Source organism: Dethiosulfatibacter aminovorans DSM 17477, from assembly GCF_900142005.1.
GTDB lineage: Bacteria > Bacillota > Clostridia > Tissierellales > Dethiosulfatibacteraceae > Dethiosulfatibacter > Dethiosulfatibacter aminovorans.
Map to the genome: position 1 here is coordinate 63,327 of NZ_FQZL01000010.1, position 13,333 is coordinate 76,659.

At 41.6% G+C, this 13,333-nt stretch carries 12 protein-coding genes; all 12 read left to right on the plus strand.

Annotated elements, in window-relative coordinates; translation table 11 throughout:
• Positions 1-7 precede the first annotated feature (7 nt).
• The 12 genes from BUB05_RS08355 to BUB05_RS08410 all read left to right on the plus strand — a co-directional run bounded on the left by BUB05_RS08355 (position 8) and on the right by BUB05_RS08410 (position 13,327).
• Complete coding sequence (locus BUB05_RS08355; RefSeq protein WP_073049148.1) at positions 8-1,273, plus strand: zinc-binding dehydrogenase; 1,266 nt, start codon at positions 8-10, stop codon at positions 1,271-1,273.
• 44 nt (positions 1,274-1,317) lie between these two features.
• Positions 1,318-1,464, plus strand: a complete 147-nt coding sequence (locus BUB05_RS18445; protein ID WP_245819810.1) for an HPr family phosphocarrier protein — start codon at positions 1,318-1,320, stop codon at positions 1,462-1,464.
• A gap of 8 nt (positions 1,465-1,472) precedes the next feature.
• A complete protein-coding gene (gene ptsP, locus BUB05_RS08365) occupies positions 1,473-3,185 on the plus strand; it encodes a phosphoenolpyruvate--protein phosphotransferase (RefSeq protein ID WP_073049149.1) in 1,713 nt (570 codons plus the stop codon).
• 168 nt (positions 3,186-3,353) lie between these two features.
• Positions 3,354-4,487 carry a butyrate kinase gene (gene buk / locus BUB05_RS08370; protein ID WP_073049150.1) on the plus strand — a complete coding sequence of 378 codons (1,134 nt, stop codon included), beginning with the start codon at positions 3,354-3,356 and terminating at the stop codon, positions 4,485-4,487.
• Between the two features lie 348 nt (positions 4,488-4,835).
• Entirely contained in the window at positions 4,836-5,987 is a 1,152-nt protein-coding gene (locus BUB05_RS08375) for an iron-containing alcohol dehydrogenase (protein WP_073049151.1), read from the plus strand.
• 316 nt (positions 5,988-6,303) lie between these two features.
• On the plus strand, positions 6,304-7,242 hold the full coding sequence (pfkB, locus tag BUB05_RS08380; RefSeq protein WP_073049152.1) for a 1-phosphofructokinase: 939 nt from the start codon (positions 6,304-6,306) through the stop codon (positions 7,240-7,242).
• Positions 7,243-7,296: 54 nt separating this feature from the next.
• Positions 7,297-7,569 carry an HPr family phosphocarrier protein gene (locus BUB05_RS08385; protein WP_073049153.1) on the plus strand — a complete coding sequence of 91 codons (273 nt, stop codon included), beginning with the start codon at positions 7,297-7,299 and terminating at the stop codon, positions 7,567-7,569.
• 8 nt (positions 7,570-7,577) lie between these two features.
• Positions 7,578-9,290: a phosphoenolpyruvate--protein phosphotransferase gene (ptsP, locus tag BUB05_RS08390; protein WP_073049154.1), complete on the plus strand. Its 1,713-nt coding sequence runs from the start codon at positions 7,578-7,580 to the stop codon at positions 9,288-9,290.
• Positions 9,291-9,423: 133 nt separating this feature from the next.
• The gene (locus BUB05_RS08395) at positions 9,424-10,233 is read left to right on the plus strand and encodes a DeoR/GlpR family DNA-binding transcription regulator (RefSeq protein WP_281257992.1); all 810 of its coding nucleotides are present in this window, start codon (positions 9,424-9,426) and stop codon (positions 10,231-10,233) included.
• A 14-nt stretch (positions 10,234-10,247) separates the two neighbouring features.
• Positions 10,248-11,189 carry a 1-phosphofructokinase gene (gene pfkB / locus BUB05_RS08400; RefSeq protein ID WP_073049156.1) on the plus strand — a complete coding sequence of 314 codons (942 nt, stop codon included), beginning with the start codon at positions 10,248-10,250 and terminating at the stop codon, positions 11,187-11,189.
• Between the two features lie 48 nt (positions 11,190-11,237).
• Complete coding sequence (locus BUB05_RS08405) at positions 11,238-11,504, plus strand: HPr family phosphocarrier protein (protein WP_073049157.1); 267 nt, start codon at positions 11,238-11,240, stop codon at positions 11,502-11,504.
• A gap of 260 nt (positions 11,505-11,764) precedes the next feature.
• On the plus strand, positions 11,765-13,327 hold the full coding sequence (locus BUB05_RS08410; RefSeq protein ID WP_073049158.1) for a DEAD/DEAH box helicase: 1,563 nt from the start codon (positions 11,765-11,767) through the stop codon (positions 13,325-13,327).
• Positions 13,328-13,333: the final 6 nt, after the last annotated feature.

Here is a 13,333-nt window from a genome sequence, read left to right on the forward strand (position 1 = left end):
ATAATAAATGAAAACTGAAGCAGTGAGATTATACGATGTAAAGACAATGAAGCTGGAAACTTTTGAATTGCCTGAAATCAAGAAGGATGAAATTCTTGTGAAGGTTGTCAGCAACAGTATCTGCATGTCCACCTACAAGGCGGTCATTCAGGGAAGCAAGCATAAAAGGGTTCCTGAAAACATAGCAACAAATCCTACAATAATGGGACATGAATTTTCAGGTGAAATCATAGAAGTGGGAGAAGAATGGAAGGACCAGTTTTCTCCGGGGGACAAATATGCCATACAGCCAGCGCTTAACTACAAGGGAAGTCCTTATGCACCGGGATATTCATTCGAGTTTTTCGGAGGATTAACGACATACTGTGTAGTTCCAAGGGAAGTCATGGAGCTTGGATTCCTTCTCAAATATGATGGTGAATCATATTATGAAGCTTCACTTTCTGAACCCATGTCTTGTATCATAGGAGGGTTCCATTCAAACTACCATACGAAGACAGGAGAGTACTTCCATTACATGGGAATAAAGGAAGGCGGAAAGATGGTGCTTTTTGCAGGAGCAGGTCCCATGGGACTTGGAGCAATAGACTATGCTCTTAACTGTGACAGAAGGCCCGGACTTCTGGTTGTAACCGATATAAACGATGAAAGACTGGAAAGAGCAAGAAAGCTGTTTCCGAAAGAGGAAGCAAGGAAAAACGGTGTAGAGCTCCATTTTGTGAACCCAAACAATATGGAGGATTCCATCAAGGGATTGATGGATTATACGGATGGAACGGGATATGACGATGCATTCGTCTATGCTCCCGTAAGACCTATAGTTGAAGATGCGGACAAGGTACTTGCCAAGGATGGCTGCATGAATTTCTTTGCAGGCCCATCAAATACGGCATTCAGTGCTGAAATCAATTTTTACAATATCCACTATACTCCTACGCATATCATGGGATCTACAGGAGGAAATGCTGACGATATGATTGAAAGCCTTGAAATGTCGTCAAAGGGACTCATAAATCCGGCAGTAATGCTTACGCATGTAGGCGGTATAAACAGTGCAATCGACACCATTCTGGACCTTCCAAACATTCCGGGAGGAAAGAAGATTGCCTATAATGAAATAGATATGCCTATGACTGCAATTGAAGATTTTGCAGAACTTGGAAAAACAGATCCACTCTTCAAGGAACTTGCTGCAATTGTGGACAAGCATAACGGATTGTGGAATGCTGAAGCGGAAAAATATCTGTTGCAAAACGGAAAGAAAAGAGGTTAAAATGATAGAGAAAATATACGTACTGAATAACGAAGAAGGACTGCATGCAAGACCAGCCAAAGAGCATCCTTTCAGTCATGTCAATGGTAGCTGCCAAAGGCGACCGGGTAACAATAATTGCAGAAGGAGAAGACGAGAAAGAAGCAAGTGCAGTAATAGGATCTTTGTTTGAATGCGGATTTAAGGAGTAGGTGATATTATGATGAGTTACCTTGGACTGCCAATAGCAAAGGGAATCGCTCACAATAAGATTTACAAGATTGAAGACCTGGTAATAACATTCGATGAAAGCAGTGCATCCGATGTTGAAAAGGAACTGGAAATATTCAAAAACGGAAGAATGGGTGCAATAGCCGATGTGGAGAAGATATATGAAAAGACATTGACCACCTTGGGGGAGAATGAAGCCAGGATATTTGAAGCCCATCTTAGTCTGTTGAATGATATCGAGCTCATAAGCCAGGTTGAAGCCTATATCAAGGACAACAGGGCCCATGCAGCCTATGCTGTAAGTGAAGTAAGCAAGCAGCTGGAAGCAATTTTCACTGCAATGGACAATGAATACATGAGAGATCGTGCGGCCGACATCAAGGATATCACCACACGTATCATCAAGCACATAAAAGGCATCAAGACGGACAACAAGGTGGAAGAGGAATGCATAGTAATGGCAAATGACCTGACTCCGTCCATGACATCTTCACTGGACAAGAATCTTGTAAAGGGAATCATTACTGAAACAGGCGGGAAAACATCACATTCTGCCATAATAGCAAACCTACTTGAAATACCCTATATAGTCCTGGACAGATGCATGTCTCTCATAAACCAGGGAGACATTGTCGTGTTCGATGGAGCCGACGGATCTGTGCATGTTGATCCCGATGAGAAAACAACTGCAGAATACAGGAAGAGACAGGAAGAGTATGAAACACTTAAAAACAAGTATAAGGAGCTTGAGGGATTGCCTGCGGCAACGAAAGACGGCGAAAAGGTCGAGCTGATGGCAAACATAGGAAATACAGAAGACATGGAGTTTGTTGTTAAAAGCGAAGCGAAAAGCATAGGACTTTTCCGTACGGAATTCCTCTTCATGGACGACGAGTATCCTGACGAAGAAAAGCAGTTCAAGATCTACAAGGAAGTTGCAGAGAAGCTGCCTGAAGGCTATGTGACAATAAGAACCATAGATATCGGCGGAGACAAGAACAGTCCCCATTTCGACATAGCGGCCGAAGACAATCCATTCCTGGGATACAGGGGAATCAGGCTCTGTCTTGGAGAAACGGAAATATTCAAGGCCCAGCTGAGGGCTATACTGAGAGCCGGAGTCTACGGAAGCATAAAGATAATGTTCCCCATGATAGCTACAGTTCAGGAATTTATGGATGCCAAGGAACTCATCGAGGAATGCAAGAAGGAACTGAGAAGTGAAAGCATTGAATTCAATGACAATATTCCTGTAGGGATAATGGTGGAAACTCCCGCGGCTGCAATAATGGCTGATGCATTCGCCAAGCTTGTGGACTTCTTCTCAATAGGAACCAATGACCTTGTACAGTATACCCTGGCGGCTGACAGGATGAACAAGCAGGTCTCCTATATGTATTCGGCCTATGACCCTGCAGTCATAAGGAGCATAGGAATGGTTGCCCAGGCTGCAAAAATTAACAATATACCGGTCAGTATTTGCGGAGAATCGGCTGCAGACAAGACCCTCCTGCCCGTATTCGTAGGACTTGGAATCAGACATCTGAGCATGTCCGTTTCATTCATGCCTGAAGTCAAGTGGGCACTGCATTTGAGAAGTCTGGCTGAAGATGAAGCAATAAGGGATGAAGTATTCGGATTGTACAACAAGGATGATATAAAAGAATACCTGAAAAAGGTATCCGAGATGCTGCATATATAACTGATATCCGGAAGGGCATTGGAAGAATTATTCCGATGCTCTTTTGTTTTATAGAAAATTGGAGTGGTTATAATTATATGCAGTGAGTATAATATAGTTATATATATAGAAAAGGAGGATGACCATGTCGAGTAATAATTATGAATACTGGGACTGGAAGATATAAAAATGAAGAAAATATTCACTATCAATTGCGGGTCCACGTCAACGAAAGTGGCGTATTTTGAAGACAATAACATGATAAACATGGTATCTCTTGATGTTACCTCTGAAGAGCTAAAGCGTATGCCAAAGGTTCTTGAGCAGCTTGATTTCAGAACAACTCAAGTCAGGGAATTTCTTGAAAAAAACAATCTTAAACCAGCGGAGTTCGACATAGTTGTAACGAGAGCGGGTGCCATACCTGCGGTACCATATGACGGAGCCTATGAGGTAAATGAACTTATGATCGCTTCAGTCACCTATGCACCTGAAGCCCAGCATGCATCAACATTGTCATGTCTCATTGGTAAAGAACTGATTAAGGGACTTGATATTCCGGTTATTATATACGATCCTACCTGTGTGGACTCGGCAGATGAAATTGCAAAAATCACGGGAATACCTGAAATAATAAATATGCCTATAGCTCATTTATTAAACACAAAAATGGCGGGTAAGACTTATGCGGAATCTGTTGGGAGGAAATATGAGGATCTGAATTTGGTCATTGTACATCTTGGAGGAGGAATCACAATGGGATTCCATGATCATGGACGAGTTGCCGACTGGGTATATGATGACGAGGGACCGATGTCGCCGCAAAGAGCAGGTGCAATTCCAACAAGGTATATGGCGGATTTCTGCTACAACAGCTTCCAGGAAGGAAAGTCACTACAGGATGTAAGGATGTATCTTTGCGGAAAGGCTGGTCTTGCGGCCCATTTCGGAACCCAGGATGTAAGGGACGTAATCAAAATGATAGAGGCGGGAGATGAAAAGGCTGAACTGGTACTGAAGTCACTTGCCTACAATGTAGCAAAAAGCGTCGGTTCACTTTCTGTCATCAGAGGCGGCAAGGTGGACCGGATTGTCATAACCGGTGGAATGGCATACAGCGAGCTGTTGACCGGATGGATCAGAGAACTGATTGAATTCATTGCTCCCGTAACTGTAATTCCGGGAGAACAGGAAATGGAGGCTCTTGCCGCTGGCGGCCTGAGAGTATTAAACAAAGAAGAGGAAGTTCATACCTATGATGTCTATCCAAAGGGATATGCATCTATAGAAGAAATAATAAATAACCCGAACAATTTGGCTTGAGATTTGGTAACCAATGCAATCCAGGATGGCAGACAGGAAATTAGGCTGGATTGAATTGGGTTTAGTGAAAAAACATGCATCGATTGTAATAAAATAAACAAACACCTGATATTCATGGATGGATTGTATTTTGGTAAATGAAGATGATAAAGTTGCTGGATGCTGTTGGATGCCTGAATGCAATGATAAAAAAATGATAAATAAATTTCAGATGTATCTTGCTATGTTTCTTCTACTGTATTTTGTACAAATTCGAAGTTTATATTTATACAGAAGATGGATGGATTTTTTTTATTTTTGGTGATATACTTGAGACAGAGAAAAAGATTTAAAGAGGAGGAAATAATAATGGCAGTTAACGGTTATTTCATACCGACGGTAAATCTTATAGGGGAAGGCAGTGTAAACGAAGTGGGAAACAAGGTTGTAGGTCTTGGAGGCAAAAAGGTTTTGCTGGTTACCGATGCAATGCTGGTAAAATTGGGAATGGCGGCAAAGATTGAAGGTATACTTAAGGAAGCAGGACTTGAAGTGGTATTATTCGGTGGAGCTGAACCAAATCCTACAGATAAAAACGTACTTGCCGGCATGAAAGTGTGGAAAAAGGAAAAATGTGATTCCATAGTGTCCCTTGGGGGTGGATCATCGCATGACTGTGCAAAGGGAATCGGCCTGGTGGCTTCAAACGGCGGAAAAATCCAGGATTTCGAAGGGGTAGACAAGTCGCAGAATGAAATGGTTCCTTTGGTTTCAGTTAATACTACTGCCGGAACAGCATCTGAGATGACAAGATTCTGTATTATTACGGATTCAAAGAGAAAAGTAAAGATGGCGATTGTTGACTGGAGAGTAACGCCTTCGGTATCCATCAACGATCCTGGATTGATGATGGGTATGCCTCCGGCTTTGACTGCGGCAACAGGAATGGATGCTTTGACCCATTCCGTTGAAGCTTATGTTTCGACAGCGGCAAATCCTTTGACTGACTCTGCGGCCCTTATGTCAATCAAGCTTATAGCTGAATATCTCCCAATGGCTGTAGCGAACGGTACAAATATGTTGGCAAGAGAAAAGATGGCCTATGCCCAACTGCTTGCCGGAATGGCTTTCAACAATGCGTCATTGGGATATGTACATGCAATGGCTCATCAACTTGGAGGTTTCTATAACCTGCCTCATGGTGTTTGCAACGCAATACTTTTACCGGTGGTGTCTGAATTCAATATAATAGGAAATACTGAAAGATTCAAGGATATTGCTGAGGCGATGGGAGAAAATATTGACGGATTATCAACTGTTGAAGCGGCCAGGAAGGCAATAAGCGCTATAAAGGCCCTTTCCAGCTCAGTAGGAATACCTTCAGGTCTTTCCGAACTCGGAGTCAAGGAAGAGGATTTTGAAGTGATGGCAACAAATGCCAAACTTGATGCCTGCCAGTTGACAAATCCCAGGCTTGCTAGTCTAGAGCAGGTTATTGAGTTGTTCAGACAGGCAATGTAGCATAAATTAATTTAATAATATGAATTCGAAGGATTCGATGACTTGAGAATTCAAGTCAAAAAGACAATGGATCAGTTCATTCCCATTGTCTTTTTTTGTTGAATGATTATTTGTGACCATTTTTCTTTTTGACGGCATTGACAAATTACAAAAAATGATATATAATCATATTAAATCAAAAACAATCACAAACAATCACGAATGAACTTTGCATGGAATTCAATGTTTCCGCCTCAAATACTTCCAGTAACTTTATTCATAAAGCGGAAATTAAAGGGATAGAAGTGTTTGTTGGATTATGAGAGAGGTGAAAATTATGATGAACAAGGTATTGACTTTAACACTAAACCCGGCTCTTGACAAAACTGTTGAAATTGACAGCCTGGAACATGGAGGGCTAAACAGGATAAGGGAAGGAAGGATAGATGCAGGTGGCAAGGGAATCAATGTGGCAAAGGTGCTTAAGAATCTTGCAGTAGATGTGAGGGCGACGGGAATTGTTGCCGGGCATCAGGGAAGAAGTCTATTGGCTTATATGAATGATCTTGACATTGAATCGGATTTTCTTGAGATAGAGGGCGAAACAAGAACAAATTTGAAGGTCTATGACAGAAGCAAAAGTGAGATAACGGAATTTAATGAGAATGGAACATTTGTATCTGAAGAGAATCTGGAAAGATTTGACAACCTTCTTGAAAGGGTGCTCAATGATGTTGAGGTATTCGTACTGAGCGGAAGCATACCCCCGGGAATAGATAGTGATATCTACAAGAAGTATATTGAGAAAGCCAAGGCTAAAAACATCAGGACCATTCTTGACGCCGATGGGGAGATTTTCAGGAAGGGACTGGAGGCAAAGCCCTATGCAGTCAAGCCGAATATCCATGAACTTGAACAGTTTTTCGGGAGAAAATACAGCAGCGATAAAGAAGTGGTCGAGGATATTAAGAAGCTCATTGATAGGGGTGTGAAGCTTGTTGTTGTATCCATGGGGGGAGAAGGATCCATCATAGCCAATGAAACTGAAACATATCGAGTAAGACCTTTTCCAATCGAAGTGAAAAGTACAGTTGGATCAGGAGACTCAATGGTCGCTGCATTGTCGTATTCAATCATGAACAATCACGGGATTGAATTCATAGCAAAATGGATTACATCGGCTGGTACCATGACAGCCACCAAGGAAGGTACCCAGGTTTGTAGTTTTGAAGATATAAGCAAGAATGTCGACAGGGTATACCTTGAAAAAATATGAACATAATAAAATCAAGAAAAATATCAAACACCAAATATTAAAGGAGAAATTAAAATGGTAGAGAAAATATATGTACTGAATAATGAAGAAGGACTGCATGCAAGACCGGCAACAATGCTTGCCAACGAATCGATGAAATTCAGCTGTGATTTCAAGATGCTGAAAAATGACAACAAGGACAAGGTCTACCAGCCAAAGAGCATCCTTTCAGTAATGTCAATGGGAGCTGCCAAAGGCGACCAGATTACAATAATCGCAGAAGGAGAAGACGAGAAAGAGGCAAGTGCAGTGATAGGATCTTTGTTTGAATGCGGATTCAAGGAGTAGGTGATATTATGATGAGTTACTTTGGACTGCCAATAGCAAAGGGAATCGCTCACAACAAGATTTACAAGATTGAAGACCTGCTAATAACATTCGATGAAAGCAGTGCATCCGATGTTGAAAAGGAACTGGAAATATTCAAAAATGGAAGAATGGGTGCAATAGCCGATGTGGAGAAGATATATGAAAAGACATTGACCACACTTGGGGAGAATGAAGCCAGGATATTTGAAGCCCATCTCAGTCTGCTGAACGACATAGAACTCATAGGCCAGGTTGAAGCCTATATCAAGGACAAGAGCGCCCATGCAGCTTATGCCGTAAGTGAAGTAAGCAAGCAGCTGGAAGCAATCTTCACTTCAATGGACAATGAATACATGAGAGAACGTGCGGCCGACATAAAGGATATCACCACACGTATCATCAAGCATATAAAGGGCGTAAAGACGGACAACAGCGTGGAAGAGGAATGCATAGTGGTGGCAAATGACCTGACTCCGTCGATGACATCATCACTGGACAAGAATCTTGTAAAGGGAATCATTACTGAAACAGGTGGGAAAACATCACATTCGGCAATAATAGCAAACCTCCTTGAAATACCCTATATAGTACTGGATAGGTGCATGTCCCTCATAAACCAGGGTGATACTGTCGTATTCGACGGAACCGACGGATCTGTACATGTTGACCCAGATGAAGAAACGGTAGTTGAATACAGGAAGAGACAGGAAGAATACGAAAGCCTTAAAAGCAAGTACAAGGAACTTGAAGGATTGCCTGCAGCAACAAAAGACGGTGAAAAGGTCGAGCTTATGGCAAACATAGGAAATGCTGAAGACATGGAGTTTGTTGTAAAAAGCGAAGCGAAAAGCATAGGGCTTTTCCGTACGGAATTCCTCTTCATGGACGATGAGTATCCTGACGAAGAAAAGCAGTTCAAGATTTACAAGGAAGTCGCAGAACAGCTGCCTGAAGGTTATGTGACAATAAGGACCATAGATATCGGCGGAGACAAGAACAGTCCCCATTTCGACATAGCAGCAGAAGACAATCCATTCCTTGGATACAGGGGAATCAGGCTCTGCCTTGGAGAAGTGGAAATATTCAAGGCCCAGCTGAGAGCCATACTTAGAGCCGGAGTCTATGGAAGCATAAAGATAATGTTCCCCATGATAGCCACAATAAAGGAATTCATGGATGCCAAGGAACTCATAGAGGAATGCAAGAAGGAACTGAAAAGGGAGAATATCGAATACAATGACAATATTCCGGTAGGGATAATGGTTGAAACTCCCGCAGCTGCAATAATGGCTGATGCATTCGCCAAGGTTGTGGACTTCTTCTCCATAGGAACCAATGACCTGGTACAGTATACACTGGCGGCAGACAGGATGAACAAGCAGGTTTCCTACATGTATTCTGCTTATGACCCGGCAGTCATAAGGAGCATAGGCATGGTTGCCCAAGCTGCAAAAATGAACAATATACCGGTCAGCATTTGCGGAGAATCGGCTGCGGACAAAACCCTCCTGCCCGTATTTGTAGGACTTGGAATCAGACACCTCAGCATGTCCGTTTCATTCATACCTGAAGTCAAATGGGCACTGCATCTCAGGACTCTTGAGGAAGCAGAGGAAATAAAAAATGAAGCATCAGTATTTTACGTTAAGAAGGATGTAGAAGAATACCTGAAAAAGGTATCCGAGATGCTGTATATATAACTGACATGCAAAAAGGGAATTGGAGATTGACTTCAGTTCCCTTTTTGCATTATTGGAATCAATACTATATTTGCGTTTTTGTGAGCATTTCACTTGTGTTCAGCGATTGACAAAACGAAAATAATGAAATATAATCAAATTAAGTCACAAACAATCACAGACAAGAGAGGCGAAGGAAATGTTATTCGAGGAAGAACGAAAGAATAAAATTGTGGAATATATTAATCTTAAAGAAAGAGCATCTGTGAAGGAGCTTTGTAAGGAATTCAATGTTTCTGCTTCAACAGTCAGAAGGGATCTTAAGGAACTTGAAGATGCATCCAGGATCAAGAGGACTCATGGAGGTGCAATTCCTGCAGAGTCCATGATGAATTTTGAACCTTCCTTTGGAGAAAAACAGAGCAGTCTACAAAATGAAAAAATAGGAATCGCCAAGAAAGCTGTTGAATTTATTGAAGAAGGCGACACAATTATTCTTGATTCTGGAACCACAACATACGAACTGGCAAAACTATTGCTTGGAAAACGTCTAATAGTTGTTACGAATTCCATGATAATAGCCCAGATACTTCAGGAAGGAGAAGGAATAGAAGTAGTGCTTACGGGGGGGAGATTGAGGAAGAATACAATTTCTCTTGTAGGACCTATTGCAGAAGAGTCCTTTGACAGGATAAAGGCGGACAAGGCTTTCATAGCTACCAACGGTGTTGATATCGATAAAGGCCTCACTACGCCGAATCTCACTGAAGCTTCAATAAAAAAAAGGATGCTAAGTGCTGCAAAATATAGGATTTTACTTGCTGACAATACGAAAACAAACAAGGTAACCTTTGCTAAGTTTGCAGAGATTACAGATGTGGACTATTTAATTACGGATTCAAATACTTCCAGCGACTTCATTAAGAAAGCCGAGACTAAAGGTGTAGAAGTATTTGTTGGATGATTGAAGAGGTGTGAATGATGATTAACAAGGTATTGACATTAACCCTTAATCCAGCCCTTGACAAGACTGTTGAAATAGACAGCCTTGAAACCGGAGGCCTTAACAGGATAAATGAAGGAAGGATTGATGCAGGAGGCAAGGGTATCAATGTGGCAAAGGTACTCAAGAATCTTGTTGTAGATGTCAGGACAACCGGAATTGTTGCCGGACATCAGGGAAGACGACTTCTTGCTTATCTGGATGAACTTGGCATTGAATCCAAATTCCTTGAAATTGAAGGGGAGACAAGAACAAACTTGAAGGTCTTTGACAGAAGCAAAAGCGAAATAACGGAATTCAATGAGAAGGGACCTTTTGTTTCTGAAGATGATCTTAAAAGGTTTGATATTCTCCTTGACAGAGTCCTTAACGATGTTGAGGTGTTCATATTAAGCGGAAGCATACCTCCCGGAATTAAAACTGACATCTACAAGAAGTACATTGAGAAGGCCAAGAAGAGGGATATAAAAACCATTCTTGATGCTGAAGGAGAACTTTTCAGGAAGGGGCTGGAAGCAAAGCCGTATGCGGTGAAACCCAATATCCATGAACTCGAGCAGCTCTTCGGGAGAACATACAGCAGAGATGAAGAGGTGGTTGAGGATATCAAAAAGCTCATTGGAGGAGGTGTAGAGCTTGTAGTAGTGTCGATGGGAGGAGACGGTTCCATCATAGCCAATGAAACTGAAACATATCGTGTTAGACCATTTCCCATTGAGGTGAAAAGCACCGTAGGTTCAGGAGATTCCATGGTTGCTGCATTGTCATATTCAATAATGAACAACCATGAAATTGAATTCATAGCAAAATGGATTACATCGGCGGGCACCATGACTGCCACAAAGGAAGGCACCCAGGTATGCAATTTTGAAGATATCAGAAAGAATCTCGACAAGGTGTCAATTGAAAAAATATAAACATAATAGATTATTAATAAAGTGCAAAAATCAAAGGAGAAGTAAACCATGTATGCAAAGGAAGTGTTGATACAAAATGAAACGGGATTCCATATCAGGCCTGCACAGATTTTTGTTGACGCTGCAAATAAATTTGAAAGTGACATCAAGGTTGTGAAAGAGGACAAGGAAGTTGCAGGGAAGAGTATTCTTGGCCTAATGACCATGGGTGCTGTAAAGGGCATGACAATCACCATCAAGGCTGAAGGAAACGATGAAATGGAAGCCGTTAATGAACTTGTAAATCTTATAGAAAATAAATTCTTTGAAGAGTAGGAAGAAAGAAATTTCAAATATTACAATAATGGTTCAATGAACAACTGATGACCGGTTCCACTATACAGGACATCAGTTGTTTTGTTTTATCGGATTGAACAAAGTAAGAAGCAATGGTATAATAATTTGTTAAATTAATTGCGCATGACGGTTAATAAATGGAGGCATAAGGCTTTCAATAAAAGAAATTTGACTGTTGGTCAATATAATGTTACAGTGTAGTGATAATAGTAGAGCGAATATTAAAGAAAGAAGGAAATATGGAAAAAACATTTAGTGATTTAGGCGTCGAGCCATCAATAATCAAGGCCATCGAAGAGATGGATTTCATTAACCCCACTGAGGTGCAAAAGGAAGCCATACCTGAGGTGTTGAAGAACAAAGATCTGATTGTGATGTCAAAGACAGGCAGCGGCAAGACAGGTGCATTTGGTATTCCTGTGATTCAACAGATTGACAAGGAAATCGAGGGACCCCAGTGTCTTATACTGGCACCAACAAGAGAGCTTATTGTTCAGGTGGACAGTGATTTGAGGAAGATGTCAAAGAACAACAGGGTCGGAACTACGGCTGTATATGGCCAGCATAATATCAATACTGAAATTGAAGCATTGAAAAAGGGCGTATCAATAGTATCGGGAACTCCAGGTCGCGTATATGACCATATTCAGAGAAAAACACTGGATACTAAAAATATAAGATACCTTGTTCTTGACGAAGCTGACAGGATGCTTGACATGGGATTCATAGACCAGGTTGTAAGCATAATCAAAAGGCTTCCGAAGGAAAGGGTGACGCTGCTTTTCTCTGCAACAATGCCAGATGAAATAAAGGATATATGCAGGTCATACATGAAGGATCCTTTCACAATAGAATTGGAGTCGGATACCTTGACGGTTGATACAGTTGAACAGATATACTACAAGGTCAAGTACAACGAAAAAAACACCCAGCTAAACAAGATTCTCAAGGTTGAACAGCCGGAGAGCGGAATTGTCTTTTGCAATACAAGGGTGGCTGTCGAAAGAGTTAATGCCTTTCTGGAGAGAAAGGGATATGTTACGGCACCTCTTCACGGGGCAATTTCTCAACATAAGAGACTGAAAACGGTAAAGAAGATAAAGAAGGGCGATGTACAGATCATAGTTGCCACAGATGTTGCAGCAAGAGGCCTGCATATAGACAATCTGGGTCTGGTAATAAACTATGACGTCCCGGTGGAAAAAGACAGCTATGTCCACAGGATAGGAAGAACCGGGCGTGCAGGAAACACGGGAAAAGCCATAACCTTTGTAACTTCAGAAGACTTTATGGCCTTCTATGAGATCGAGGAGCATGTTGGAGTTGTCATATATGAAGAGGAACTTCCAACTGATGCTTATGTCAAGGAATGTGTTTCCAAGGCGGACGGTAAATGGGTGGAAATCATGAAGCAGAATCTTGCCAGACAGTCGTCCAAATCCCATAAAGGGAAACCCAAAGCATCCGGGTCGGAAAGGAAAAAATCCTCAAACAGGAGAAAGCCTGCCGACAAAAGGAAACCTGACGGGAAAAAGCCGGAAGGAAGAACGGTTAAAGAAGGAAATAATAGACCGGCGAAGAAAAAATCGCAGGGATATAAAAAATCACATAAGAAAACTGCAGGTTCAAAGCCCGTTGAAAATCAAGGCATAAAAACTGAAAGCAGGGCCATCAGACCGCAAAGGACACAGGAAGATATAAACAGGGAAATAAGGGAAAAGATAAAATCAGCAAAAAGACCTCCAGTTGAGAAAAAATCATTTTTTGCTCAAATAAAGGAATCCCTATTTGGGAAGAAATAGTGGAAC